The organism is Mesorhizobium sp. M0772 (assembly GCF_040320135.1).
Taxonomy (GTDB): domain Bacteria; phylum Pseudomonadota; class Alphaproteobacteria; order Rhizobiales; family Rhizobiaceae; genus Mesorhizobium.
Map to the genome: position 1 here is coordinate 115,878 of NZ_JAMYPB010000004.1, position 25,106 is coordinate 140,983.

Below are 25,106 nucleotides of genomic sequence, written 5' to 3' on the forward strand. Positions count from 1 at the left end.
AGGGTGCATAAACCCTGCTTTAACGCGCCCTTAAACCGCCGCATCTACCCTCCAACCCGAGCGCCATTGATACCGGGAAGACAGCGCAACGCATGGCGAACCGCAGAGACAGTCGCATCGAACCCAGCTTCGAGGGATCGCCAAAGGCGAAATCCGCGGCCGGTTTTTCGGTGAACGAGGAGGATCGGGTCGTGCCGGCCAATCGCAAATCATCTTCGGCGCGCAAAACCTCCAAGGCAAAATCATCGTCACGCGGCAAGCGAGGCAAAGCCCGGCGCGGCCTTTTCGGCGTGATGGCCCGGATGTTCTACTGGTGCTTCGTGCTCTGCATCTGGGGCGGCATCGCCGTGGCCGGCATCGTCGTCTATTACGGCGCCAAGATGCCGGCGGCGACCACCTGGTCGATCCCCGACCGTGCGCCCAACATCAAGATCGTCTCGGTCGACGGGCAACTGCTTGCCAACCGCGGCATGAGCGGCGGCGAGGCGGTCGGCCTGCACGAAATGTCGCCCTACATTCCGGAAGCCGTCATCGCCATCGAGGACCGCCGCTTCTATTCGCATTTCGGCATCGACCCGATCGGCCTGTCACGCGCCATGGTGACCAATGTTCTGGGCCGGCGTTTCTCGCAGGGCGGCTCGACGCTGACCCAGCAACTGGCCAAGAACCTGTTCCTGAAGCCCGATCGCACGCTGGAGCGCAAGGTGCAGGAAGTGCTGCTGGCGCTGTGGCTGGAGCACAAGCATACCAAGGACCAGATCCTCGAAATGTACCTCAACCGGGTCTATTTCGGCTCCGGCGCCTATGGCGTCGAGGCGGCCTCGCGCCGCTATTTCGGCAAGAGCGCGCGCGATGTCACTCTGTCGGAGGCGGCCCTTCTCGCCGGCCTCTTGAAGGCGCCGTCGCGACTGTCGCCGGCGCGGGATCCGAAGGCGGCGGAGGAGCGTTCGCAGCTGGTGCTCGCCGCCATGCGCGACGAAGGCAAGATCAGCGCCAAGGAACTGGCCTCGGCGATGAGCGCGCCGGCAACGCGCGCGCCATCCTACTGGACCGGTTCGGAAAACTACGTCGCCGACACCATCATGGAAGAGCTGCCCGATTTGATCGGCGACGTGCGCAGCGACATCGTCGTCGACACCACCGTCGACCTCAACCTGCAGAAGCTCGCCGAAGAGTCGATCCGCCGGCTGATCGACGAGAGCGGCAAGAAGCTCAATGTCAGCCAAGGCGCGCTGGTCTCGATCGACAATTCCGGCGCCGTGCGCGCCATGGTCGGCGGCTACGACTATTCGACGAGCCAGTTCGACCGCGCCTCCGAAGCACGCCGTCAACCGGGCTCGGCGTTCAAGCCGTTCGTCTATATGGCCGCGCTGGAAGCTGGTCGCACGCCCGACAGCGTGCGCAACGACGCACCGATCAAGATCGGCAAGTGGACACCGGACAATTACGGCGGCAAATATTTCGGCAAGGTGACGCTGGCGACCGCGCTGGCGAAATCGCTGAATTCTGTCGCGGCACAGCTGACCATGGAGGTCGGCCCCGACGCGGTGGTCGAGGCGGCGCACCGCATGGGCATCCAGTCCGATCTGATCGCCAACACCTCGATCGCGCTCGGCACTTCGGAAGTGACGCCGCTGGAGCTGACATCGGCCTATGTGCCGTTCGCCAATGGCGGCTACAAGCCCGACATCCATTTCATCCGCCGCATCACCACGACCGAAGGCAAGGTGCTCTATGACGACAATGGCGGCAGCGCGCCGCGCGTCGTCAAGCAGAACATTGTCGGCATGATGAACTCGATGATGACTGGCACGGTCGAGATCGGCACGGCGAAGAAGGCGGCCTTCGCCTGGCCGTCTGCCGGCAAGACCGGAACCAGCCAGAATTCGCGCGACGCCTGGTTCGTCGGTTACACCGCAAACCTCACCACCGGCGTATGGTTCGGCAATGATGACGGCACGCCGATGAAGAAGGTCACCGGTGGCGCGTTGCCGGCACAGGCCTGGCACGAATTCATGGTGGCGGCGCATGAAGGCGTGCCGGTCAGGCCGCTGCCCGGGACCTGGAAATCGACGCCTCCAGATACCATCGTGCCCGACGATATTCCGTCAGTCGATAACAATCAGGCGGCGCCGTTGCCTGCCGTGGCCGTCAGCCGTTCGGAGCCTGCTGCCGCGCCGGCACCTGCTGCTGCACCGGCACAAGCACCGGTCCGCCGTCCGGCCGAAACGGTCGATGCCGACGGTTTCAACATGCCGGGCGACGGCGGCACCACGGCCTCGATCAAGCACCCGGTACCGCCGGGCAGCGTCGGCGGCCCGGCCAAGAAGCGGAAAACCTCAATCCTGGATATTCTCGGCGGCGGCTGAGCGGCTCGTCATTCTGGCTTCAAACCAATGGCTAGCTGGCAATCCGTTCCTCATATGAGAGCTGCGGTGACAATTCGGCCTCTCGCCACCTCCGCGGCATTCGGCTACATCTCCGGCCGGAGTGACAGACATGGCTGAGACCGACACCAGAAAAACCATCGTGCTGACCGGAGCCAGCCGCGGCATCGGACATGCTACGGTCAAGCGCTTTTCGCGTGAGGGTTGGCGCGTCATCACCTGTTCGCGCCAGGCCTTTGCCGAGGATTGTCCGTGGCCGGCCGGTCCGGAAGATCACATCAAGGTCGATCTCGCCGACCAGGAAGATGTCGGCATCGCCGTCTCGGAGATCCGTCACCGGCTCGAGGCGCATGGCGGCCAGTTGCACGCTCTGGTCAACAATGCCGGCATCTCGCCAAAGCTCAAGGACGGCAACAGCCGGATGGATTCGATCGACACGCCGATGCATGTCTGGCGCGACGTGTTCCAGGTCAATTTCTTCGCGCCGATCATGCTGGCGCGTGGCCTCTTCAAGGAGCTTGCTGCAGCGAAAGGCTCGATCGTCAACGTCACCTCGATCGCCGGCACGCGCGTGCATCCTTTTGCCGGCACCGCCTATGCGACCTCGAAGGCGGCACTCGGCTCGCTGACGCGCGAGATGGCGCATGATTTCGGCCCGCACGGCATCCGCGTCAATGCGATTGCGCCGGGCGAGATCGACACCGCGATCCTGTCGCCTGGCACCGACAAGATCGTCGAGACGATCCCACTCAGGCGCCTTGGCGCCACCTCGGAAGTCGCCGACATCATCTTCTTCCTGTGCTCGCAGCAGGCGTCCTATGTGACGGGCTCGGAAATCCACATCAATGGCGGCCAGCACGTCTGAGCACTGACAGACTGCTCATTCAGCGATGGTGAGAACAGCCTTGCCGCCGAAGCTGCGCTGTCGCAGGGCGTCCAGAGCCCGGGCGATGTCTGTCCACGGCACGGTCATGGACACACGGGTTTCCAGCCGGCCAGCCGCGACCAGAGCGAGCAGCGAGGCGATGTCCGCGCCAATGGCTGGACCGGATGTGTAGTAGGCGAAAGTCTGAAGCCTCGCTCCCTCATGGCCCGGAACGAACTGTCTGAAGCCAACCGGCGTGAATTCGCCGCTGCTCGAACCGAACATGACGATGGTGCCGCCGGGGGCGACGCGTTCGATGGCATGGGCGAGGCTTTGGCCGCCGACCGACTCGGTGATCAGAGAGAATGGCCCTTCGGCCAGTTCGATCGACTCGACGACTTCGTGAGCACCAAGACCGCGGAGATCCTCGGCGTGCCGGGCGGCGGCGATTGCAGTCACCGCGGCGCCTTGCTCGCGGGCGATCTGGATCTGGAAACGGCCGACCGCGCCGCTGGCGCCGGTGATCAACACCTGCTGTCCCGCGAGGTCGCCGCCATGGCGCAAGACCCTGAGCGCCGTCGTGCCCGCGACCGGAAGCGTGGCGGCGGACCCGAAGCTGACCTCGTCCGGGATGACGGCGAGACGGTCGGTCGGAACGGCCGCCCGTTCGGCCCAGCCGGCCTCGTCGACCAAAGCCACAACCCGGGCGCCGATGGCAGGCCCGGAGCCATCGGCTGCCGCCCGCTTGATCACTCCAACCACGTCCTGGCCAGGTATCCAGCCTTCCGGGCGTATGGTGAGCAGGCGCAGTTCACCGCGGTTCAACGAGGTAGCGTGGACTGAGACAAGCGCTTCGTTGGGGAGGGGCCGAGGGTCCTCGACCTCGGCGAGCGTCAGTCTGGTGGGGTTGTCGGGAGACATGACGAGCGCGCGCATGGGAAGCCCTCCTGATACTTTGTGACATGCCAGCCACGAACCGGAGCCTATCGACTTCCCGCATCAAAGAATTTAGCTATCATGGCGAATGGTCGCTAAAATCGGTCAATTGTGAGACAGCCTCTCCGCTACCCCTGGGTCGATTTCGATGTCGATGATGTGATCGCTCCTGCAATTGCGGTTCGCGTCGATGTCACCGAAACCAAAGCGGAAGTGGCGACCCATTGGCACCGCAAGGGCCAACTCGTCTTCGCGCTCGGCGGTGGCGTCACATGCCGCGTCCCGAGCGGCCTGTGGATGGTGCCGCCACATTGCGGGGTGTGGATTCCCGGCGGCATGGAACACAGCAATATCGCGACCGCCAATGCGCGGATTTTCTTCGTCTATATCGAGCCGGGAGCCGCCGATCTGCCGGACCGGTGCTGCACGCTGTCGATCTCGCCGCTGCTGCGCGAATTGGTCATCGAGCTGGCCGACCGCATGGAGGAAGACGAAGGGAAGGACGCGCTTTTGACTGGGATGCTGCTCTCCGAACTGCCGCGCATGCCTGTCCAGCAACTGCATCTGCCGATCTCCGCCGAGCCGCGCTTGCGGCGGATCGCGGAAGCATTGGCGCAGGACCCTGCCGATCGCAGCACGCTTGCAGAGTGGGCCAGTCGCGTCGCGCTCTCAGAAAGCAGTCTCGCCCGTCTTGTGGTGAAGCAGACCGGACTGAGCTTCGGCCGCTGGCGCCAGCAATTGCACCTGATCGTCGCCATACGGGAGCTGGCCTCCGGTGCGAGTGTCCAGCAGGTTTCGGGCGATCTCGGCTACGCCTCCGTCACCGCCTTCATCACCATGTTCAAGAAAGCGCTCGGCAAGCCGCCGGCAAAGTATCTCGCCAGCGTCGCGCACAATGGCGGCTCCGCCTTCGTGGCGTGATCAACGCGCCTGTGGGCAAGCCTCAGGCCGGGGAGGGCTCAATGGCTTCGGGACGCGGCATCGGCTTTTGCTCCAGCACTTCTTGCACGATGCCGCGGGCGATTTCGCGTTCGCCCATGATGACGGCGTCGGCGCCGAGGCCTTTGAGATGCTCGACCTCGGCATCGGAATGGGCCCTCGCTATGACGTTGATGCCGGGATTCGCGGCGCGTGCCCTGAGCACGATCTGCCCGGCCTCGAACGCGTTGGGGATGGCAAGGATCAAGCGTTTGGCCCCCTGCGGATTGGCGGCGGCAAACACGCCCCCATTGGCCGCATTGCCGGAGACGATTTCGACGCCGTCGTCTCTGAGCCTCGCCAGCGTCTTGTCGGCGTCCTCGATGACCAGGAAGGGCAGCGATGCCTGTTTCAGCGCCGCGCCGACCAGGCTGCCGACGCGGCCGTAGCCGATCAGGATGGTGTGGCCCGAAAGCGTCGTGCGCGGCGGCGGGCCATTCTCTTTTGCCGCGGCGGCCACCGAGGCCACTTGTCCGGGCTGCGTCGCCGGGCCGACCGGCTTGGCCTCTTCCGGTGGTGCTGCCTTGGCGGCGCGCGCGTCCAGCCATGGCTTCATCCAGTCGAGGGCGAGGAACATCAGCGGATTGACCAGGATCGACAGGATGGCGCCTGCCAGGATCAGGTCGCGTCCCTGTTCGGGCAACAGCTTCAGCCCGACGCCGAGCTCCGCCAGGATGAAGGAGAATTCGCCGATCTGCGCCAGGCTGGCCGAGATCATCAAGGCGGTTCCCAGCGGATAGCGGAAGGCGATGACGATAACGAAGGCGGCCAGCGACTTGCCGATGACGATGATGGCCAGCGTCGCCAGGATCGGCCAGCCATTGCTCATCAGGCTGAACGGATCGAACAGCATGCCGACCGAGACGAAGAACAGCACCGAGAAGGCGTCGCGCAGCGGCAGTGATTCCTCCGCCGCGCGGTGGCTGAGCTCGGATTCGCTCATGATCATGCCGGCGAAGAAGGCACCGAGCGCCAGCGAGACGCCGAACAGTTTGGCGGCGCCGAAGGCGACGCCGAGCGCGATCGCCAGCACCGCCAGCCGGAACAGTTCGCGCGAGCCGGTATGGGCGACGTAATGCAGGATCCACGGAATGACGCGGCGGCCAACCACCAGCATGACGATGACGAAGGCGACGACCTTGGCCAGCGTGAGGCCGACGACGCCCCAGATGCCGAAGCTGGCCGGCAGCAACAAAAGGCTCGCATGGTCATCGACCTGCAGCTGGCCGCCGAGCACGCCGGCCAACGCCGGCAAAAGCACCAGCGCCAGCACCATGGCGAGGTCCTCGACGATCAGCCAGCCGACGGCGATGCGGCCGCGCTCGGTCTCGATCAGCCGTCGCTCCTGCAACGCGCGCAACAGCACCACTGTGGACGCGACGGAAAGCGCCAGGCCGAAGACGAGGCCTGCGCCCATCGACCAGCCGAGCATCCAGGCAAGGCCGGCGCCCAGCGCGGTGGCAAAGCCGATCTGGACGATGGCGCCGGGTACGGCGATGGCGCGGACGGAGAGAAGATCCTTCAGCGAGAAATGCAGGCCGACGCCGAACATGAGCAGGATGACGCCGATTTCGGCCAGCTCATTGGCAAGACCGGCATCGGCGACGAAACCCGGCGTGTTCGGTCCAACCAGCACGCCGGCGACGAGATAGCCGACCAGCGGCGGGATGCGAAAACGGTTGGCGAGCGCCCCGAAGATGAATGCCAGCCCCAGACCGGCGACGATGGTGGCGATAAGGGGCGTGTCATGCGGCATTGTCTATAGAGCGCCTTTCGGGAAATGTCGGGTGTGCGCCGCCCGCAGCCGCCGCCTTTGCAATATGGTGGAGGGAGTGCGGGCGACGCAACCCGCGAGACGTAAATTGGTGGCCAGAGGCGCCGAAAAACCAAAGGCGCGCGCACCGAAAACGCTGCGCGCGCGAATGATCTATGAGATAGCGTCAGGCTGCCTGCTGCAGCATGGCCTCGATGTCGATCAGCGGGCGGTTGGTCAGTGTCTTTGGGATCTCCGCCTGCACCTTGTCGGTGACTTCCTTGTGCAATTTCTTGCGCATGGTGCCGAGCACCAGCGGTGGCGCGACCAGCACGATGTCGTCGAAGACGCCGTGATGGGCGAGCTTGTAGAGCCGGTCCGCGATCTCTTCGGCAAAGCGTTCCTTGCCCTGCCGGTGCCAGTCGGTTTCCTCAACCGCGCTGCGATGCACGGAGGGGCCGTCATTGTAGCGGCCGGGACTGTCGCTGCCTTGTTCGCGCGTTGCCGGATTGTCCTGGTTCATCTCTTGGAAGAGCTGCAGGTGCGGATAGAGATTGTCGCCCTCGTTCTTCAGGAACAGCGCTTTCTCGCCATCGGCCACCATGACCAGAAGGCCATGTTTCAGGTTGATCTTGCTCATTTGCGGGCTCCTGCTTGAAGGTTCAAATCCAGCCGACGATTGTCTGTTACGGCAGGGGCAGAACGCGTGGCGAAGCGGGAACGTTCCACTTCGTTCGCCGAGATCGCACGCAGCCACATCGAGCCCGATCTATCGTCCATCGGAGCAATGTCCGAGGTGACGGCTTTAATCTACTAAATTGGTAGAATTTAGAAAAAACAATTTTGCAGCTTGGCCGCCTGCCGATAAAAGAGCCGCACAACAAGGCCTGCGGCAGCAGCTTGAATCCGCCTGGTATGCGGATGTGGAATATTTTTCTCTTGGCCCTTTGGCTTGCGGAAAAGCGATTGCCTCCCGCAAGGGGATGCGCGAGTGGGTTCCTTCAGCTTTTTCGCGTCCGCGCCTAAAACTGCCGAATTGTTCCGGAATCTGTTCGTCATGCCGCACGCCAATCCCAAGCTCACCGCGTTCCCGGTCTTCATGCGGGTCGAAGGCGAAGCCGTGGCCATCGTCGGCGGCGGCGTCGAAGCGTTGGCCAAGGCGCGGCTACTTGATCAGTCGAGTGCTGTGCTTCGCATCATCGCCGATGTTGCCGACGCCGAATTGCTGAGCTTCATCGCCGCGACCGGCGCCATCCGTATCGACGCCCCCTACGACGCCGCGCATCTCGAAGGCGCGGTCCTGGTGTTTGCCGCCAGCGGCGACGAGAGGCTCGACCGCCGCGTCGCCGACGATGCGCGCCGCCTTGGCATTCCGGTCAATGCCGTCGACCGGCCGGAGCTGTGCGATTTCTTCACCCCGGCGCTGGTCAACCGCGCTCCGGTCGCCATCGCCATCGGCACGGAAGGCGCGGGTCCGGTGCTGGCGCAGATGCTGCGCAGCCGCATCGACCGCATGCTGTCGCCGTCGCTCGGGCCGCTGGCAGCGCTCGCCGCCTCGTTCCGGGGTGCCGCCGAAAAGCTGCTGCCGAAAGGCAACGCCCGCCGCCAGTTCTGGAGCAGTTTTTTCCAGGGTGCACCGGCGCGTGCCGTCGAAGCCGGCGAGCTTTCGCAGGCGCATGACGCCGCCGCCGATCTGTTGCTGTCGAAGGCTCCGGCTTCGGGCCATATCGCGTTGGTTGGCGCCGGGCCAGGTGCTGAGGATCTTCTGACGCTGCGCGCGCATCGGCTTTTGATGGAAGCCGACGTCATCGTCTATGACGCGCTGGTGCCGGAGGCGATCGTCGCCATGGGCCGCCGCGACGCCGAGCGGCTGCCGGTCGGAAAACGCAAGGGATGCCACACCAAGAGCCAGGCCGAGATCAATGCGCTGCTGGTCGATCTCGGCAGGCAGGGCAAGCGCGTCGTGCGGCTGAAGTCGGGCGACCCGCTGGTGTTCGGCCGCGCCGGCGAGGAGATGGCCGCACTGCGCGATGCCGGCATCGCCTATGATGTCGTTCCCGGGGTCACCGCCGCCTTTGCCGCCGCCGCCGATTTCGAGCTGCCGCTGACGCTGCGCGGCGTCTCCTCGTCGATGGTGTTCACCACCGGCCATGATCTGAAGGGCAATTCGCTGCCGGATTGGGCCAAGCTCGCCATTTCCGGCGCCACCGTAGCCGTTTATATGGGCCGCTCGGTCGCCGCCGAAGTCGCCGGACGGCTGATCGAGGCCGGCCTGTCGCCGGACACGGCGGTTGCCGTGGTCGAGAATGCCAGCTTGCAGAACCGCCGCCGTTTCCACGGCACACTGGCCGATTTGCCGTCGCTGGAAGAGCGCGCCGATCTGGCCGGTCCGGTGATGACCATCATCGGCGACGCGGTTGCCGGCGCCAACTTTGAACGTTCCGAGCCGCTCGCGGCACATAACTATGAGGGCGCCGCCAACGCGGCCGACGCAGAGGTCGAGCCATGAAGATACTGACCGCAAACCGCCTCTCCGACGGCATCGCCGTCTGGTATGCCGATGGCGGCTGGGCCGAGACGGTCGACCATGCCGACCTTGCCCATGGCCAAGCGGCAGAGGACAGGCTGGAAGCAATCGGCGCCAAGGCCAACGCCAACAATCAGGTTGTCGACGTGAATCTGATCGACGCTGAAGTCGTCAATGGCGTCGTCGTGCCGGTGCGGCTGCGCGAAAAGATCCGCGCCGCCGGCCCGACCATCCGGGAAGATCTGGGCAAGCAGGCTGCGCGGGCAGCTTAACAAAATACGGGCGGACGCGCCCTGAAAGACGAAACATGTACCGCTACGATGAGTTCGACCACGATTTTGTCCAGGCCCGCGTCGCCGAGTTCAGCGACCAGGTCGAACGCCGCCTGTCCGGCGAGATCACCGAGGATCAGTTCCGGCCGCTGCGGCTGATGAACGGCGTCTACCTGCAGCTGCACGCCTACATGCTGCGCATCGCGGTGCCCTATGGCACGCTGAACAGCGCGCAACTGCGCATGCTCGGCCACATCGCGCGCAAATACGACAAGGGCTACGGCCACTTCACCACGCGCCAGAACATCCAGTTCAACTGGCCGGCGCTGTCCGACATTCCGGCGATCCTGGCCGATCTCGCCAGCGTCGAGATGCATGCCATCCAGACCAGCGGCAATTGCATCCGCAACGTCACCGCCGACCATTTCGCCGGCGCCGCCGCCGACGAGGTCGCCGATCCGCGCCCCTATGCCGAGATCCTGCGGCAATGGTCGTCTGTGCATCCGGAATTCTCGTTCCTGCCGCGCAAGTTCAAGATCGCGGTGACCGGGGCCGAGCGCGACCGCGCCGCCATCCAGACGCATGATATCGGTCTGCATCTGAAGAAGAACGCCGCCGGCGAGCTCGGCTTTGCCGTCTATGTCGGTGGCGGCCAGGGCCGCACGCCGATGGTGGCGCGCAAGATCCGCGACTTCCTGCCGGAAGCCGACCTGCTTTCCTACTGCACGGCGATCCTGCGCGTGTACAACCTCTATGGCCGCCGCGACAACAAGTACAAGGCGCGCATCAAGATCCTCGTCCACGAGACAGGCGTCGAGGAAATCACCCGCCAGGTCGAGGCCGAATGGCAGGAGCTGAAGGACGCCGAGCTGAAGCTGCCGGAAGCCGACATCCGTGCCATCGACGCCTATTTCGCGCCGCCGGCACTGACCGCCCGGCCGGAAGGCGACGCGGCGATCAAGCTGGCGCGGCTCGATTCCAAAAGCTTCTCGGATTGGCTCGACCAGAATGTCGTGACGCATCGCCATCCTGACTATGCCGCGGTGACGATCTCGCTGAAAGGCATCGGCGAGGTGCCGGGCGATGCCACAGACAGCCAGATGGAAGCGGTCGCCGACATCGCCGAGAAATACGCGTTCGACGAACTGCGCGTCAGCCATGAGCAGAACCTGATCCTGCCGCATGTGGCGCGCGCCGATCTCAAGGCTGTCTATGATGCGCTGGTCGATATTGGTCTGGCGACGGCCAATTCCAACCTGATCAGCGATATTATCGCGTGCCCTGGCCTCGATTATTGCGCGCTGGCGACGGCGCGCTCGATCCCGATCGCGCAGGAGATTTCGCTTCGCTTCGCCTCGCTGGAGCGGCAGCGCGAGATCGGCGAATTGAAGCTGAAGATTTCGGGTTGCATCAATGCCTGCGGCCACCACCATGTCGGCCATATCGGTATCCTCGGCGTCGAGAAGAAGGGCTCCGAGCTCTACCAGGTGACGCTTGGCGGATCGGCCGACGAGAACACCTCGGTTGGCGAAATCATCGGCCGCGGCTTCTCTTCGGAAGAGATCACCGACGCCATCGAGCAGATCGTCGACACCTATCTCGGCCTTCGGCTCGGTCCCAGTGAACGTTTTATCGACGCCTACCGCCGTGTCGGTCCCGCGCCGTTCAAGGAGGCGCTCTATGCTGGCGAAACCAAGGCCGCTTGACCGCATCCTCGACGTCGACGACAGCATCGCCGCCAAAGCGGCGGGCTTCGACGCGCTGTATGGACATCTGAGCCCGCTCGACATCATCGAACGCGCGGCGAGCGAATTGTTTCATGACGAGATCGCCGCCGTGTCGTCCTTCGGCGCGGATTCCGCCGTCCTGCTGCATATGATCGCCAAGGTCGACCGCACGCTGCCGGTCATCTTCCTGGACACCGGCAAGCATTTCGAAGAGACGCTGGGCTACCGCGATGCGCTGGTCGCCGATTTCGGGCTGACCAACATCAGGGTGATCAAGCCCGAAGACGCAGCGCTCGAACGGGTCGATCCGACCGGCAATCTGCACCAGAGCAACACCGATGCCTGCTGCGACGTGCGCAAGGTCGAGCCGCTGGCGCGCGGCGTCGCCCCCTTCCGGGCCTGGCTGACCGGCCGCAAGCGCTTCCAGGCGGCGACGCGAGCCGCGCTGCCGGTGTTCGAGGCGGTCGGCCCGCGCGTACGCATCAATCCGCTGGCGCACTGGACGACATCCGATCAGGCCGACTACATGCGCGCGCATGCGCTGCGCGAAAATCCGCTGGTTGCGTACGGCTATCTGTCGATCGGCTGCTTCCCATGCACGCAGCCGGTGCAGCCGGGCGAGGATGCGCGAAGCGGACGCTGGGCCGGTCATGCCAAGACCGAGTGCGGCATCCATCTGTCGGGACTGGAAGTATCGCTGACCGACGCATCCCTTTAAGCTATGGTGATATTCAGGTGAGGCTGGCCTGCAACGGCGGCTTCCGCTCGGAGGCCGCCGGTTTCGTGTGGACCGGCTTTCGCGGACTTTCGATTTTTAGGGCTTTAGGAATTTTCTATGACTGAACAGACCACAGCGGAGACCCGCCTCTGGACCCGGACGGGGTTTCGCGAAGACGAGTGGACACATGCCGAAAGTGCGGATGCACTGGCGGGCAATGGCCGCTTCATCCTGCCGTTGCAGGCATTTCTCGGCCTTGATGCCGAGGTGCGGCGCTCGGCCAAGGAGCGGCTGGGCGTCGCATTGCTGCCGGGCGACCAGCTGGAAAAGATCGTGGATCTGCTCGACCAGCTGTCGCTGGTGGCGCTGGCCTTTCCGGCCTTCAGCGACGGCCGCTCGTTTTCCAAGGGCGAATTGCTGCGCAGCCGCTACGATTTCGAGGGCGCGGTCCGCGCCACGGGCCAGGTGCTCGTCGACCAGCTGCCGCATATGCTGCGCCTCGGCTTCGACGAGTTCGAGATCTCCAACCCGGTTCTGCTGAAGCGCCTCGAAGAAGGCCGCACAGGCGGGCTGGGCCTTTACTATCAGCCGACCGAAGCGTCGGAGCCGAAGGGGCCGAAATACTCCTGGCGGCGCGTTCGCAACAGCTGACGCGACGGTAATTCCGCCTGTCTTTACAAAGACTGTGATCGGGCCTTCTCCTGGCTGTCCGGACGGAAATATCCGCCGGGCGCGAGGGAGGAATCGGCGCTCATCGGCGGCAACACCAATGCACCGTCCATCATGATCGCCGAAAAGGCGCCTGACATGATCAGGGCTGCAAGGTCTGGATGCGCGAGGAGCGCAAGGCTGCCTGAGCCGGTTTTTGGGAGATGCCGCCGCGCCTTCGGTGCGGCGGTTTTTTTCTTTGTCTTACGGAATTCCCAAGCGAAAGCCCGGAAAACCGCCTCACACTTTGCTGGAATGCTTTCAGGCCAAGGCCCGCGCTTCGCGAAACGAGACCAGCTTGCGGCGGTTCTCGTCCCACAACGCAAGCTTGACGCAGCGCAGGCTGTCGAGGAGCGTGACGCGGCCGATGCCGCGCAGTTCGGGATAGTCGCGCAGCACTTCCTGCAGCCGGTAGCCCGGCACCTTGGCCGAGAGATGGTGCACGTGATGGACGCCGATATTGCCGGTGAACCAGTTCAGCACCGGCGGCAAATCATAATAGGACGAGCCGTGCAGGGCGGCACGCTGGAATTCCCACTCTTCGTCCTTCGCCCATTCCGTCTCCTCGAACTGGTGCTGGACGTAGAACAGCCAGATTCCGGCCGATCCGGCCAGGATCACGATCGGCAAATGGACGATCAGGAAAGCGCCGGGGCCGACCAGCCAGATAAGCAGCGCTGCCGCGACCGCGATGCCGAGATTGGTGGTCATCGACGACACCCAGGGCGTCAGGCCGCCGCGCATCATGCCGACCGGCAGCCTCTGCTCGAAGATGAACAGCCAGATCGGGCCAAGGCCGAACATCACCAGGGGATGGCGGTAGAGACGATAGGCAAGGCGTCCCCGCCAAGACAGCTGCCGGTATTCAGCAACCGTCAACGTCCTGATATCGCCCATGCCGCGCTCGTCAAGATTGCCGGCGCTGGCGTGATGGGTGGCGTGCGCGCGCCGCCAGCAATCGTAAGGGGTCAGCGTCAGCACGCCGAGCGCGCGGCCGATCCAGTCGTCGGCAGTGCGGTTGGCGAAGAAGGAGCCGTGGCCGCAATCGTGCTGGATCATGAAGATCCGCACCAGAAAACCGGCGGCGGGAAGGATCAGGATCAAGCCCCACCAGTGGCCATAGGAATAGGCTGCCGAAGACAGCGCCCACAGCGTAACGAAAGGAATAAGGGTGATGGCGAGTTCAAGAGTGCTGCGTCGCCGGTCGGGCTTCTTGTAGCGCGCCAGGATCTTCAACCAGGCGCGCTTGCTGTTGGCGGCCGTCTCGGGGGAAATCATGTTCATCAGGAAGCATAGGCGGGGCGTCCCGCTGCCGCAAGGAAAAGCTCACGCAAAATTACCGCGCGTAATTGTCGCGCGATTGCATCGCTATTGGCGGCGTTGGCCGCCGGCCATGCTGGCTTCTATGCCGTCCAGCCGGTCGAGCAGGTCCCGGAAACGGGCGGGAATGTCGGCCTCGGTGCGGAAGGCCGGCAAGGTGCGCAAGAAGCGCGTCGTCGCCTCGGTGCCGAACTGGCGCCTGATGTCGGCGGCGAGCTCTTCGCTTCTGTTGCCAGTATTGCGGTCCATTGTCTCAAATCCTGTGTCGGTTTCAAAACTCCTCCAAGCTTTGAATGGTTCCCCATAGCGGGGTATTGGCAAGCAAAGGCTGCCGTTACGGTAAAGTTTGAATTAATTTTGAACGTCCTTGCGCGCCGCACCAAGTCCGACGGGCAGCCCGCAACATTGCCTGCTGTTGGGCGTCCTCCTGGGCTTGCCCCTTGATTTTTGGCCGCCAAACCTCGATATCGGGCGCAAATCCAAACCATTCGAATGACGGGAAATGGCGATGAGCGACCAGACAAAAGACGAACGCGCGCCCGAGGATATCGAAACGGCCGAGGCCGAGCGCACGCAAGGCGGCATCGACGGCGACTATGAAGCGCTGGTGCGGCTGCTGAAGGAAAACGAGGAGCTGAAGGACCGCGCGCTGCGGGTCGCGGCCGAGATGGAGAATCTGCGCCGCCGCACCGCCCGCGACGTGCATGATGCGCGCGCCTATGCGGTGGCCAATTTCGCCCGCGACATGCTGTCGGTATCGGACAATCTGCGCCGCGCACTCGATGCTATCCCCGCCGAGGCGAAAGCGGCCGGAGATGCCGGCTTCAAGGCGCTGATCGACGGCGTCGAGATCACCGAGCGCGCCATGCTGTCGACGCTGGAACGGCATGGGGTGAAGAAGCTCGAACCGGAAGGTGAGAAGTTCGACCCGAATTTCCACCAGGCGATGTTCGAAGTGCCCAATCCCGATGTGCCGGCCAACACCGTCGTCCAGGTCGTGCAGCCGGGCTATTCGATCGGCGAGCGCGTGCTGCGGCCGGCCATGGTCGGGGTCGCCAAGGGCGGCCCCAAGATCGCGGCCACCGAAGCGCCGGTCGAGCCGGGGCCGGTGAACGAGCAGGCCGAGAAGGATGCGTGAGTAGGAATAGGCAGTAGGGGATAGGGAATAGGGAATAGGAATAGGGAATAGGGAATAGGGAATAGGGAATAGGGAATAGGGAATAGGGAATAGGGAATAGGGAGGCGTATCAATCGCGCGGCTTCGTGTTATTCATTCTTTCCCTAATTCCCAATCCCTACTACCTCATGTCCCTGACACCCATCGACCTCCTCGACTATGCTGGCGTCGCCGTCTTTGCCGCGACCGGGGCGTTGGCGGCTTCGCGCAAGCAGCTCGACATTATCGGCTTCCTGTTTCTGGCCAGCGTCACCGGCATTGGCGGCGGCACGCTTCGCGACGTCATCCTCAACCTGCCCGTCTTTTGGGTCGCCAACTCCGGCTATGTGCTGGTTTGCGCGGCGGTTGCGGTGCTGGTCTTCTTCATCGCCCACCGCGTCGAATCCCGCTGGAAATGGCTGCTCTGGCTCGACGCCATCGGATTGGCGGCCTTTTCCGTAATGGGCGCGGCCAAGGGGCTGGCCATCACCGGCTCGCCGGTCGTCTCCGTTGTTATGGGCGTGTTGACCGCCACATTTGGCGGCATCCTGCGCGATCTGCTGGCCGGCGAGCCATCGGTGCTGCTCAGGCCCGAAATCTACGTCACCGCCGCACTCGCGGGCGCCGGCCTCTACACACTTGGCGATCTTGCCGGCCTGCCGCCGCTCGCCTCGGATATCGCCGGCTTCGTCGCGGCTTTCCTGGTGCGCGGCGGCGCGCTGAAATTCGGCTGGACCTTTCCGTCCTACAAGAGCCGCCCGGGACGGCGACCGGAGGATATTCCGTAGGGAGAGGGATTAGGGAATAGGGAATAGGGAATAGGGAATAGGGAATAGTCGGTAGTCAGCAATTCGCGGCAGCCTTCACTACTGCCTACTGCCTACTGCCTACTGCCTACTGCCTCACGCCGCAAAGCGCTGCGCTTCCCCGCCATAATAGTTGACGTAGCGGGCGCCGATTTCCTTGACCGGCATCACCACGAACACATCGACGGTGGAGAACTCACGGTCGATGACGCAGCCGTCGCCGATGCGGGCGCCGACGCGCAGATAGCCCTTGACCAGCGGCGGCATGGCCGCGATCGCCGCCTTGGCGTTGACCGCCTCGATCGGCATCAGATCCATCGAGCAATAGCGGCCGGAGACCGCCCGCACATCCCAGGCGGAGTTGGTCCGGCAGTGATGGGCAAGGTAGGTGAGCGCCTCGGCATGCGCAGCCGGCACCGTGCCAGGGAACGAGGCACAACCGGTCATCACGCCGATCTCATAGTGGTTGATGTAGGCCCAGATGCCTTGCCACAGCGCCTCGATGGTGCGCTTCGAGCGGTATTCCGGCAGCACGCAGGAGCGGCCGAGCTCAAGGAAGCGCTGGCCAGGATGGCGGGCGATCAGCTTGGTCAGTTCGAACTCGCCTTCGGAATAGAAGCCGCCGGCGGTCGCGGCAATCTCTTGCCGCAGCAGGCGGTAAGTGCCGACGATGCGGCGATGCTCGGGGCCGGAGATCGAAGTGTCCAGCACGAGGAGATGGTCGCACAGCGGGTCGAAGCGGTCGGCGTCGCGCCGGTCCTGCGCCTGGAACAGGTCCTTCCTGGCGCCAAGCTCGTCATAAAACACCCGGTAGCGCACTTCCTGGGCGGCGGCGATTTCGGCCTCATTGCGGGCAAGCCGCACTTCGAGATTGCCGATACGGCCCAGCGGTGCGCCTGTTGCGACGGCATCGGCGTTCCGCGCGGCGAGCAAAGCGCCGCCTGCGCTGGGCCGAGTGTCACATTCCGGCATAACTGTATGCACGAGTGATTCTCCTTCGAGCCATCCCTCTTGGCACGGGGATACGGTGTAGGTGCAACAGGATTGTGACAGTACCGTGATACGGCGCGACGGGCAATACTTCGTCGGCTGGCGAAAACCCTCATTCGGCTACCTACGTGACGCGAGGATTGCGCCAGCGTCGCCTTGAAGCGCGTCGCGCTGGGACGATTCACGCGACGCGCTTCAAGTCTTTGTTTTGTGCATGTCGTCTTCTCAAAACCGGGGCCACTTTTGAGCGACATGAATTCAGGCGGCCACCTGGCCCTCGACGGCATGGACCAGCGCGTCGGGATCGAGCGGCTTGGTGACAAAGCCGCTGGCGCCATGGGCGAGCACGGTGTGGCGGGTCTTTTCCTGGCTGTCGGCCGAAAGCACCATGATCGGAACCGGCGGCACAGCCATTTCCTCCTCGTGGCGGCGGATGGCGGCGATCGCGTCCAGCCCGTCCATAACCGGCATGTGCAAATCCATCAGCACCACATCGAAGCGATTTTTCAGCCCGGCTTCGGTCACCGCCTCGACCGCGGCCTTGCCATTGCCGACCACTTTCACGCGATGTCCCGCCTTCAAAAGCGTGGCGCGGGCAAGCATGGCGTTGATGTCGTTGTCTTCGGCGATCAGCACCGACAAACCTTGCTGGCGCCCGCCATGGGCACGAAGCGAGGACGCGCCGGTCTTTTCCGGCTTGGGCGGCGGCAAGGCAGGGGCATGACTGGTCAGCAGCACGCGCAGCAGGGTTTCGCCGCGCACCGGCCTCGCCAAGAAGGTGGCGTAGCCGCTGGTGCGGAATTCGCCAAGCATGCCGCGGTCGGTCGGCGCGATCAGCGTGATCGCCTCGCAATCGGCAAAGCCACTCTGGCGCAGGCGCTTGAGCAGTCTGCCGTCGCCGTCCTCCAGGGCCGCGTCGATCAACAGCACATCGCAATGTTCGGCGAAGGGCGTCGCCTGGGAAGCGGTTGCGGCGACGTCGACGGCGCCGCCATGGGCGCGGATGGTGCGGGCGATGGCGTCGGCCTCGACGGCGTTCTTCGACACGATCACGGCGCGCCGGCCGGCCAGGATGTTCTGCCGGTTCTGCGGTGCTTCGGTTGCTCCTGCGGCCGGGATCTCGAAGACGAATTCCGATCCCTCGCCAAGCCGGCTCGACACCGAAATGGCACCGCCCATGGCGGCGACCAGGCGCCTCGATATGGCCAGACCGAGGCCGGCGCCGCCATGGGTGCGGGTCGAGGTGCCGTCGGACTGTTCGAACTCCTCGAAGATGCGCTCCATATCCTCTTCGCGCAGGCCAGGGCCGGTGTCGGCGACGGTGAAGCAGATGCGGTCGCTGGTCTCGGTGCGGGCCCGTGCAACCGAAACCAGCACGCCGCCGGTGTCGGTGAACTTGATCGCATTGCCGATCAGGTTGAGCAGCACCTGCCTGACTCTTCCCGGATCGGCCATGATCATCTGTGGCACGTCGGGCTCGACATGACAGCCGAGGCCGATGTTCTTGGCGAAGGCTTTCGCCGCCATCAGTTCGATGATGTTGTCGGCGATTTCGCGCAGCGATGTCGGCTGCGGCTCCGGGTCGAAACGGCCGGCCTCTATCTTGGAATAGTCGAGCAAATCCTCGATGAGCGCCAAAAGGGCGCTGGCCGAGGTCGAGACAGCGCCGACATAGGTGCGCTGCTCGGGCGACAGATTGGTGTCAGCCAGAAGCTTGGCCATGCCCATGATGCCGTTCATCGGCGTGCGGATCTCATGGCTGACGGTGGCGAGGAAGCGCGACTTGGCCTGGCTGGCATATTCGGCGCGCTCACGCGCGGTGATCAACGAGGATTCGGCGCGCTTGCGGGCGGTGATGTCACGGGCAATCGCCCGGTGCGAGACGGCGCCGCTATCCTTGTCGCGCACCGACAGTTCGATCCACGAGAACCAGCGCGGACCGTTCGGCGTGCGGATGGAGACGTCGGTGGAACTCAGGCATTCGTGATCCGAAAAGGCGGCGTCGGGAACGATACCGACATCGATGCCGAGGTCGGCCAGAGTCCTGCCGGCAAGGTCGCGCTGATCGGTTCCGACGAGGCCGGCGAAAACCATGTTGGCATAGACGATGTGGCCGTCGCGGTCGCGGTGGACGACGAGATCGCCGAGCGCATCGATCAGCCCGCGAAAACGCTCCTCGCTCTCCTGCATCTCCCACATGCGGTCGGCCAGCGTCTCGATCTCGGCGCGGCTGCGCGCGGCGGTTTCGTCGAGCAAGGCCGTCGCGCGGTGGACGGTGCGGCGGTTGCGCAGGTGCATGGCGACGCCGGCAACGCCTGTCGCCAGCAGGCCGAGGGTGATGAAGATCGGCGCACCGGTGAGGTGGGAGAGGCCCGCCAGCACGACACTGGCGACCACCGTCAGGAACGGCAGGCCCTCGGACGTGGGGCGCGGCAAATCCGGCGCCAGCGGCGGCGCGGCAACATGCTGCCGCTTGGGCGTCGCCGGGTTCGGCCCGTCGATGCTTTCGGCGCGGCTCTTCTCTTTCCTGGCGGACTCCGCGATCATGCGGAAATCCTTGCCAGATAGAGATTATGGAAAAGCGCGGCGGATCGTTCGAATTTTAGCGGTCATGCATTTTTGCCGCCCGTTCTGGCGGCTTCGGGGCCTCACATATCCACGACCATGCGCCCCCTGATCTTGCCCTCGACGATGTCGTGGGCGGCGGCGATGATGTCGTCGAAGCCGATGGTCGTCGACAGGCCGGCGAGCTTTTGCAGATCGAGATCGCTGCCGATGCGGCGCCAGGCTTCGAGGCGCACGGCCTTGGGCGCCATCACCGAATCGATGCCGAGCAGCGAGACGCCGCGCAGGATGAACGGGGCGACGCTCGACGGCAGATCCATGCCACCCGCCAGGCCGCAGGCGGCGACCGCGCCGCCATAGGCGGTCATCGACAGCACATTGGCCAGCGTGTGGCTGCCGACGGCATCGATGCCGCCGGCCCAGCGCTCCTTGGCCAGCGGCTTGGCCGGCTGGGAGAGTTCCTCGCGCGAAATCACTTCGGCGGCACCGAGGTCGATCAGATAGGAGCTTTCGGCGTTGCGGCCGGTCGAGGCGATGACGTGATAGCCAAGGCTGGACAGGATCGAGACCGCGACCGACCCAACGCCGCCGGCTGCACCCGTCACCACCACCGGGCCGCGATCCGGCAGGATGCCGTGCCGCTCCAGCGCCATGACGCTGAGCATGGCCGTATAGCCGGCGGTGCCGACCGCCATCGCATCGTGCGCGCTGATGCCGTCGGGCAACGGCACCAGCCAGTCGCCGTTGACGCGGGCGCGCCCGGCATAGGCGCCGAAATGCGTCTCGCCGACGCCCCAGCCATTGAGGATGACCTTGTCGCCCTTGCGCCAGTCGGCATGCGATGAGGAGAGGACGGTTCCGGCGAAATCGATGCCCGGCACCAGCGGCCAGCGGCGGATCACTGGCGCTTTCCCAGTGATGGCCAGCCCGTCCTTGTAGTTGACCGTCGTCGCCTCGACCGCGACGGTTACGTCGCCTTCCATCAGATCGGCTTCGCCGAAATCGACGATCTCGACCGACTGCTTCTTTTCGGCGTCGCGCGAAACGAGGATGGCTTTGAAGGTTTCAGGCATCTCTTCTCCTCGGCTTCGCAAAGGCTGGCTCTGGCCGAACTGTGCGGCGACCGTCCGGCGAGGTCAATTGGTCAAAAGAGTCGGGCCGTCAGGCTTCTGGGCCTTGCGGCTTGGCCTCGCGCCGCCAGCCGATGAACTCGTCGAAGACGACCAGCGCCGCGCCGGCCGAAATGAAGGCATCGGCGAGGTTGAAGACGGCGAAGGACCATACCGGCGTGTGGAACAATATATAGTCGATGACGTGGCCGTAGACGGCGCGGTCGATCAGATTGCCGATCGCGCCGCCGATGATCAGGGCAAAGCCGATGCGGGCCAGCACATGGCCGGATGGCGTACGCGTTGCCAGATAAAGCACGAAGGCGACGACGACGACCGCGATGACGACCAGGCCGGTGTCGCCGAAAGACGAGAACATCGAAAAGGCAATACCGGTATTGTAGGTGCGAAACAGCGCCAGGAACGGCATCAGGTCGAGCTTTTCCTGAAAGGCGAGGCCGGTCTCGATCAGATGCTTTATCCACTGGTCGAGCGCGATTGCCACCACCACCAGCAGCGCATAGGGAGACCATGATTTCACGATGTGGCGTCCTCGGGGGCAAGTTTCAGAGCGCCGCGCCGGATCTCGAACAGCATGATTCCGGTGGCGACCGCCAAATTGAGCGAATCGGCGCGGCCGGCCTGCGGAATCCGCAGCAGCCGGTCGCAGCTTTCCGTCAGATTGTCGGGCAGGCCCTGCTGCTCATTGCCCATCATCAAGAGCACCGGTCCTCGGGAGAAATCGACCGAGCGGTAGTCGACCGCACCCTTCAGATGGGTGCCGACCACCAGGCCCGAGAAGCTGTTTCGCCAAGCCAGAAATGCTTCCGGCGTCGCCTTGGTCACCGGCACGGCGAAGATCGAGCCCATGGTGGCGCGCACGGTCTCGACAGAAAAAGGATCGGTAGTCTCGCCGACCAGGATGACGCCCTTGGCGCCGACGGCATCGACGGTGCGGATGACGGTGCCGAGATTGCCGGGATCGCGCACCCGGTCGAGCGCCACCCAGACGTCGCCGTCGTGAGCGCGGATGTCTCTTAGCGGCAGCAGTTTTTGCCGGAAGACGCCGACCACCATTTGCGGATTGTCACGGCGGGTGATGGCGACCAGCACTTTTTCGGACACTTCGAGCACGGTGCCGCCGGCGGCAACCGTGCGCGCCGCCACCTTTTCGACCGCCGCATTGCCGCGTCCGGCCTTGGCGAAAACCAGCGTCCTGATCGACCAGCCGAGGTCGAGGGCGTCGATGACCAGCTTCAGCCCTTCGGCCATGAAGGCGTTCTGCTGGTCGCGGAATTTCTTCTGGGCGAGCGCCTTGATGTCCTTGATCAGCGGATTGGCAAGGCTGGTGACTTCCTTGACCTGCCCGGGCGCGCCGGCGTGCCGCTCATTCATTCGGGACTCCCGGGCATTCAGGTCTCCGGGGCATTCAGGCCACCCAGCGCGAAAACAGCGATGTCGACAGCGCCCGCCCGGCGGACTGCTCGCGGATGATCAGTTCGCCTGATTCAACCGTGCCGCCCATGCCGGCAAAGGTGTCGCGCATCAAGGCATGGATGGCGAAGAAGGAGGCGCGGATGGAATAGGCGGTCAGCACTATGGCGACCGGTTTCGGCGTCAGGATCGCGCGGCAAAGGTCGGTCAGGCCGGGCAGGTCCTCGAACAACTGCCAGACCTCGCCCTTGGGTCCGCGGCCATAGGCAGGCGGGTCGAACAGGATGATGTCGTAGCGGCTGCCGCGGCGCTCTTCGCGCTCGGCGAATTTCACTGCATCGTCGACGATCCAGCGGATCGGCTTGCTGCCGAGACCGGCCATTTCCTGGTTTTCGCGCGCCCAGCCGACCGCCTTCTTGGAGGCATCGACATGGGTGACCTCGGCGCCGGCGCGGGCGGCCACCAGAGACGCGAGCCCGGTATAGCCGAACAGGTTCAGCACCTTGATCGGGCGCTTGGCCGCCGCGATCAGGCTGGCCATATGGTCCCAGTGCGAAGCCTGCTCGGGGAAGACGCCGACATGGCGAAACGAGGTGAAGCGGCCGAGATAGTCGATGCCGTCATGCTTCATCGGCCAGGTCTCGCCCAGCGGTACCTTCGGGAACCGCCAGCGGCCGATGCCTTCCTCGTCGGTGTCGCCGGTGAAGATGGCGTCGGCGCGGTCCCAGTCCCTGGCCGGTAAGGCCTTTTGCCAGATCGCCTGTCCCTCGGGCCGCACGATGCGGTAGGGGCCGTATTGTTCGAGCTTCTCGCCGGCACCGCTGTCGAGCAGTGCATAATCCTGATTGGGCGCCACTTCGAGGATCACCGGCAGGCGCTCAGTGGGCAGGATGCCTTCGCGACGCGCCAGGACACGGGGGGCGGGCTTCGGATCAGACCGGTCGTCCGGTTTTGTTTCGTGGCGTTGCTGTCTGGCTTCGGGTCGGATTGGTACGGTCTCCGGCTGTGGCCGCGCATGTTCGGTCCTGCCTTTTGCGGGCGGACGGTTGTCGCGGCGTTTGTCGCGAAAAGACTTCAAGCAGGAGCGTCTCCGGAGGCGGCAGGCCGCTTTTGGCATAGGGTCACCGGCTGCGCAAACAAAATGGTCGAGCGTGCGAATGTCTGAGGTGGTGGACCTCGCTGAGGAAACAGGCAAATCTCGAATCATGTCCCGTTCCGAACGCCTGCTCGACCTGATCCAGATCCTGCGCCGGCATCGCCGGCCGGTGAGCGGTCGCACGCTTGCCGGCGAGATGGACGTTTCGATCCGAACGCTCTACCGCGACATTGCCACGCTGCAGGGGCAAGGCGCGCCGATCGAGGGCGAGGCTGGGCTGGGCTATGTGCTGAAACCCGGCTTCATGCTGCCGCCACTGATGTTCACCGACGAGGAGATCGAGGCCATCGTTCTGGGATCGCGTTGGGTTGCCAGACAACCGGACAAGCGGCTGTCGGCCGCCGCCACCGACGCGCTGGCCAAGATCGCCGCTGTGCTGCCGGATGATCTGCGCGAGGACCTCGATGCGACCGCGCTTTTGGTCGGGCCGCACGGCGATGCTGTCGAAAGCATCGACCTTGGCCTGGTGCGCCAGGCGATCCGCAACGAGAGAAAACTCGGCTTTCTTTACCGCGACGCCGGCGGCGCCGCCTCCGAGCGCTTGATCTGGCCATTCGCGCTCGGCTTTTTCGACAAGGTGCGGGTGGTGGTGGCCTGGTGCGAGACGCGGCAGGATTTCAGACATTTTCGCTCCGACCGGATGTCGGGGCTCAACACCACGGATATCCGCTATCCGCGTCGTCGGCAGGCGCTGCTGAAGGAATGGCGCGCGACGCTGGACGCACCGAAGCGCCAGCCTGGCGCTTAATGCTCCTTTCCACGCGCCCACAAGACGCTGCTGCCAGAATCTGACAGTGGGGTCACCTATGCTCCTCCAATCGAAACCCTGGAGAGCAGACATGAACCCCCCCAATTTCGTCATCCTTTATGTCGACAGCCCGGAGCGGAGCGGCGCCTTCTACGGTGCGCTGCTGGGACGCCAGCCGGTGGAGACGTCGCCGACCTTCGTGCTGTTCGTGCTCGACAATGGCTTCAAGCTCGGCCTGTGGTCGCGCCACACGGTGGAGCCGTCGGCCGCGGCCGCGGGCGGCGGTGCGGAGCTCGTCTTCGCGTTGGACCGGCCTGATGCGGTGGACGCCGCCTACACGGACTGGGCAGGACGCGGCTTGACCATTCTGCAGACGCCGACCGACATGGACTTCGGCCGCACCTTCGTTGCGCTCGATCCCGACAAGCACCGGCTGCGCGTCTACTGGCTGAACGACGGAGAACAGGCCAATGGGGAACAGGCCAATGGAGAACAGAAATGAGTGCGCACTGGATCGCGGTCGCTTCCGCCGAACATGTCCGGCGCGGCCGCGAGGCCGGCTTCATGCAGGTCAACCACGGCAAGGCGGCACCTTTGCGCCGCATGAAGCCCGGCGACGGCATCATCTACTACTCGCCGACCACAATTCTGCGCGAGAAGGACGGCCTGCAGGCCTTCACGGCAATCGGCACCGTGCGAGAAGGCGAGCCTTACCAGGGCGACATGGGCGGTGGCTTCACGCCGTTCCGCAGGGATGTCGAATGGGCCAAGGCCGAGGAGGCGCCGATCAAGCCGCTGCTCGAGCAGCTCGACTTCACCGCGGGCAAATCGAACTGGGGTTATCAACTGCGCTTTGGGCTGTTCGAAATTACGGCGCATGATTTCGCGCTGATCGCCGAGGCGATGGGCGCTGCCATGAAGGCCGACTGAAGCATCCAGCCGCCGGATCGG

General features: G+C 64.4%; 24 protein-coding genes. 13 read left to right on the top strand and 11 right to left on the bottom strand.

Annotation, left to right across the window (positions count from 1 at the left end; genetic code table 11):
- The first annotated feature begins 92 nt into the window (after positions 1-92).
- Together NKI06_RS04225 and NKI06_RS04230 are read left to right on the top strand one after the other, a co-directional pair.
- Positions 93-2,369, top strand: a complete 2,277-nt coding sequence (locus tag NKI06_RS04225; protein WP_023704218.1) for a transglycosylase domain-containing protein — start codon at positions 93-95, stop codon at positions 2,367-2,369.
- 130 nt (positions 2,370-2,499) lie between these two features.
- On the top strand, positions 2,500-3,252 hold the full coding sequence (locus tag NKI06_RS04230) for an SDR family NAD(P)-dependent oxidoreductase (protein WP_023669777.1): 753 nt from the start codon (positions 2,500-2,502) through the stop codon (positions 3,250-3,252).
- Between the two features lie 15 nt (positions 3,253-3,267).
- Here NKI06_RS04230 and NKI06_RS04235 read toward each other — a convergent pair whose 3' ends face one another.
- A complete protein-coding gene (locus NKI06_RS04235) occupies positions 3,268-4,188 on the bottom strand; it encodes a zinc-binding dehydrogenase (protein WP_352984184.1) in 921 nt (306 codons plus the stop codon).
- Positions 4,189-4,299: 111 nt separating this feature from the next.
- Here NKI06_RS04235 and NKI06_RS04240 point away from each other — a divergent pair, with 111 nt between their 5' ends.
- A complete protein-coding gene (locus NKI06_RS04240; RefSeq protein ID WP_023740826.1) occupies positions 4,300-5,109 on the top strand; it encodes an AraC family transcriptional regulator in 810 nt (269 codons plus the stop codon).
- Between the two features lie 22 nt (positions 5,110-5,131).
- On the opposite strand, the gene NKI06_RS04245 is transcribed toward NKI06_RS04240, so the two are convergent.
- Positions 5,132-6,922: a cation:proton antiporter domain-containing protein gene (locus NKI06_RS04245; protein ID WP_352984185.1), complete on the bottom strand. Its 1,791-nt coding sequence runs from the start codon at positions 6,920-6,922 to the stop codon at positions 5,132-5,134.
- Positions 6,923-7,106: 184 nt separating this feature from the next.
- Entirely contained in the window at positions 7,107-7,559 is a 453-nt protein-coding gene (locus NKI06_RS04250; protein WP_352984187.1) for a baeRF12 domain-containing protein, read from the bottom strand.
- A gap of 417 nt (positions 7,560-7,976) precedes the next feature.
- On the opposite strand from NKI06_RS04250, the gene cysG reads away from it, so the two are divergent.
- The 5 genes from cysG (at position 7,977) to NKI06_RS04275 (ending at position 12,814) form a co-directional block, all read left to right on the top strand.
- Positions 7,977-9,428, top strand: coding sequence for a siroheme synthase CysG (gene cysG / locus NKI06_RS04255; RefSeq protein ID WP_352984188.1), 1,452 nt, complete (start codon positions 7,977-7,979; stop codon positions 9,426-9,428).
- Complete coding sequence (locus tag NKI06_RS04260; protein WP_352984190.1) at positions 9,425-9,718, top strand: DUF2849 domain-containing protein; 294 nt, start codon at positions 9,425-9,427, stop codon at positions 9,716-9,718. The genes cysG and NKI06_RS04260 overlap by 4 nt, the downstream gene beginning before the upstream one ends.
- Positions 9,719-9,753: 35 nt before the next feature.
- Positions 9,754-11,424: a nitrite/sulfite reductase gene (locus NKI06_RS04265; protein ID WP_023683051.1), complete on the top strand. Its 1,671-nt coding sequence runs from the start codon at positions 9,754-9,756 to the stop codon at positions 11,422-11,424.
- Positions 11,399-12,163: a phosphoadenylyl-sulfate reductase gene (locus NKI06_RS04270; protein WP_023691979.1), complete on the top strand. Its 765-nt coding sequence runs from the start codon at positions 11,399-11,401 to the stop codon at positions 12,161-12,163. The genes NKI06_RS04265 and NKI06_RS04270 overlap by 26 nt, the downstream gene beginning before the upstream one ends.
- Positions 12,164-12,280: 117 nt before the next feature.
- Entirely contained in the window at positions 12,281-12,814 is a 534-nt protein-coding gene (locus tag NKI06_RS04275; protein WP_023669768.1) for a DUF934 domain-containing protein, read from the top strand.
- Between the two features lie 318 nt (positions 12,815-13,132).
- On the opposite strand, the gene NKI06_RS04280 is transcribed toward NKI06_RS04275, so the two are convergent.
- On the bottom strand, positions 13,133-14,155 hold the full coding sequence (locus NKI06_RS04280; RefSeq protein ID WP_023669767.1) for a fatty acid desaturase: 1,023 nt from the start codon (positions 14,153-14,155) through the stop codon (positions 13,133-13,135).
- A gap of 84 nt (positions 14,156-14,239) precedes the next feature.
- Positions 14,240-14,440 carry a hypothetical protein gene (locus NKI06_RS04285; RefSeq protein WP_023669766.1) on the bottom strand — a complete coding sequence of 67 codons (201 nt, stop codon included), beginning with the start codon at positions 14,438-14,440 and terminating at the stop codon, positions 14,240-14,242.
- Positions 14,441-14,699: 259 nt separating this feature from the next.
- Here NKI06_RS04285 and grpE point away from each other — a divergent pair, with 259 nt between their 5' ends.
- Positions 14,700-15,329, top strand: coding sequence for a nucleotide exchange factor GrpE (grpE, locus tag NKI06_RS04290; RefSeq protein WP_023691975.1), 630 nt, complete (start codon positions 14,700-14,702; stop codon positions 15,327-15,329).
- A 173-nt stretch (positions 15,330-15,502) separates the two neighbouring features.
- Entirely contained in the window at positions 15,503-16,135 is a 633-nt protein-coding gene (locus NKI06_RS04295; protein WP_023683056.1) for a trimeric intracellular cation channel family protein, read from the top strand.
- Positions 16,136-16,249: 114 nt separating this feature from the next.
- Here NKI06_RS04295 and olsB read toward each other — a convergent pair whose 3' ends face one another.
- The 6 genes from olsB to NKI06_RS04325 form a co-directional block, all read right to left on the bottom strand.
- Positions 16,250-17,125: a l-ornithine N(alpha)-acyltransferase gene (olsB, locus tag NKI06_RS04300; protein WP_023683057.1), complete on the bottom strand. Its 876-nt coding sequence runs from the start codon at positions 17,123-17,125 to the stop codon at positions 16,250-16,252.
- A gap of 276 nt (positions 17,126-17,401) precedes the next feature.
- Positions 17,402-19,690 (bottom strand): response regulator, encoded by a 2,289-nt coding sequence (locus NKI06_RS04305; RefSeq protein WP_023817162.1) that lies wholly within the window; start codon positions 19,688-19,690, stop codon positions 17,402-17,404.
- Between the two features lie 101 nt (positions 19,691-19,791).
- Positions 19,792-20,781: an acrylyl-CoA reductase (NADPH) gene (gene acuI, locus NKI06_RS04310; protein WP_023814711.1), complete on the bottom strand. Its 990-nt coding sequence runs from the start codon at positions 20,779-20,781 to the stop codon at positions 19,792-19,794.
- Between the two features lie 88 nt (positions 20,782-20,869).
- A complete protein-coding gene (gene lspA, locus NKI06_RS04315; protein WP_023686576.1) occupies positions 20,870-21,358 on the bottom strand; it encodes a signal peptidase II in 489 nt (162 codons plus the stop codon).
- Complete coding sequence (locus NKI06_RS04320; protein ID WP_352984192.1) at positions 21,355-22,212, bottom strand: TrmH family RNA methyltransferase; 858 nt, start codon at positions 22,210-22,212, stop codon at positions 21,355-21,357. The genes lspA and NKI06_RS04320 overlap by 4 nt, the downstream gene beginning before the upstream one ends.
- 34 nt (positions 22,213-22,246) lie before the next feature.
- Positions 22,247-23,329, bottom strand: coding sequence for an RsmD family RNA methyltransferase (locus NKI06_RS04325; protein WP_023686575.1), 1,083 nt, complete (start codon positions 23,327-23,329; stop codon positions 22,247-22,249).
- 127 nt (positions 23,330-23,456) lie between these two features.
- Here NKI06_RS04325 and NKI06_RS04330 point away from each other — a divergent pair, with 127 nt between their 5' ends.
- The 3 genes from NKI06_RS04330 to NKI06_RS04340 all read left to right on the top strand — a co-directional run bounded on the left by NKI06_RS04330 (position 23,457) and on the right by NKI06_RS04340 (position 25,085).
- Complete coding sequence (locus NKI06_RS04330; RefSeq protein ID WP_023698199.1) at positions 23,457-24,155, top strand: helix-turn-helix transcriptional regulator; 699 nt, start codon at positions 23,457-23,459, stop codon at positions 24,153-24,155.
- 91 nt (positions 24,156-24,246) lie between these two features.
- The gene (locus tag NKI06_RS04335; RefSeq protein WP_352984194.1) at positions 24,247-24,657 is read left to right on the top strand and encodes a VOC family protein; all 411 of its coding nucleotides are present in this window, start codon (positions 24,247-24,249) and stop codon (positions 24,655-24,657) included.
- Positions 24,654-25,085 (top strand): EVE domain-containing protein, encoded by a 432-nt coding sequence (locus NKI06_RS04340; RefSeq protein ID WP_352463569.1) that lies wholly within the window; start codon positions 24,654-24,656, stop codon positions 25,083-25,085. The genes NKI06_RS04335 and NKI06_RS04340 overlap by 4 nt, the downstream gene beginning before the upstream one ends.
- Positions 25,086-25,106 lie beyond the last annotated feature (21 nt).

Coding starts and splice junctions, on each gene's coding strand:
- NKI06_RS04270 (WP_023691979.1), top strand. CDS start 11,399: ATGCTGGCGAAACCAAGGCCGCTTGACCGCATCCTCGACGTCGACGAC.
- NKI06_RS04250 (WP_352984187.1), bottom strand. CDS start 7,559: ATGAGCAAGATCAACCTGAAACATGGCCTTCTGGTCATGGTGGCCGAT.
- NKI06_RS04335 (WP_352984194.1), top strand. CDS start 24,247: ATGAACCCCCCCAATTTCGTCATCCTTTATGTCGACAGCCCGGAGCGG.
- NKI06_RS04305 (WP_023817162.1), bottom strand. CDS start 19,690: ATGATCGCGGAGTCCGCCAGGAAAGAGAAGAGCCGCGCCGAAAGCATC.
- NKI06_RS04230 (WP_023669777.1), top strand. CDS start 2,500: ATGGCTGAGACCGACACCAGAAAAACCATCGTGCTGACCGGAGCCAGC.
- NKI06_RS04340 (WP_352463569.1), top strand. CDS start 24,654: ATGAGTGCGCACTGGATCGCGGTCGCTTCCGCCGAACATGTCCGGCGC.
- acuI (WP_023814711.1), bottom strand. CDS start 20,781: ATGCCTGAAACCTTCAAAGCCATCCTCGTTTCGCGCGACGCCGAAAAG.
- grpE (WP_023691975.1), top strand. CDS start 14,700: ATGAGCGACCAGACAAAAGACGAACGCGCGCCCGAGGATATCGAAACG.
- olsB (WP_023683057.1), bottom strand. CDS start 17,125: ATGCCGGAATGTGACACTCGGCCCAGCGCAGGCGGCGCTTTGCTCGCC.
- NKI06_RS04330 (WP_023698199.1), top strand. CDS start 23,457: ATGTCCCGTTCCGAACGCCTGCTCGACCTGATCCAGATCCTGCGCCGG.
- NKI06_RS04280 (WP_023669767.1), bottom strand. CDS start 14,155: ATGAACATGATTTCCCCCGAGACGGCCGCCAACAGCAAGCGCGCCTGG.
- NKI06_RS04235 (WP_352984184.1), bottom strand. CDS start 4,188: ATGCGCGCGCTCGTCATGTCTCCCGACAACCCCACCAGACTGACGCTC.
- NKI06_RS04285 (WP_023669766.1), bottom strand. CDS start 14,440: ATGGACCGCAATACTGGCAACAGAAGCGAAGAGCTCGCCGCCGACATC.
- cysG (WP_352984188.1), top strand. CDS start 7,977: ATGCCGCACGCCAATCCCAAGCTCACCGCGTTCCCGGTCTTCATGCGG.
- NKI06_RS04245 (WP_352984185.1), bottom strand. CDS start 6,922: ATGCCGCATGACACGCCCCTTATCGCCACCATCGTCGCCGGTCTGGGG.
- NKI06_RS04265 (WP_023683051.1), top strand. CDS start 9,754: ATGTACCGCTACGATGAGTTCGACCACGATTTTGTCCAGGCCCGCGTC.
- NKI06_RS04320 (WP_352984192.1), bottom strand. CDS start 22,212: ATGAATGAGCGGCACGCCGGCGCGCCCGGGCAGGTCAAGGAAGTCACC.
- NKI06_RS04275 (WP_023669768.1), top strand. CDS start 12,281: ATGACTGAACAGACCACAGCGGAGACCCGCCTCTGGACCCGGACGGGG.
- NKI06_RS04225 (WP_023704218.1), top strand. CDS start 93: ATGGCGAACCGCAGAGACAGTCGCATCGAACCCAGCTTCGAGGGATCG.
- NKI06_RS04260 (WP_352984190.1), top strand. CDS start 9,425: ATGAAGATACTGACCGCAAACCGCCTCTCCGACGGCATCGCCGTCTGG.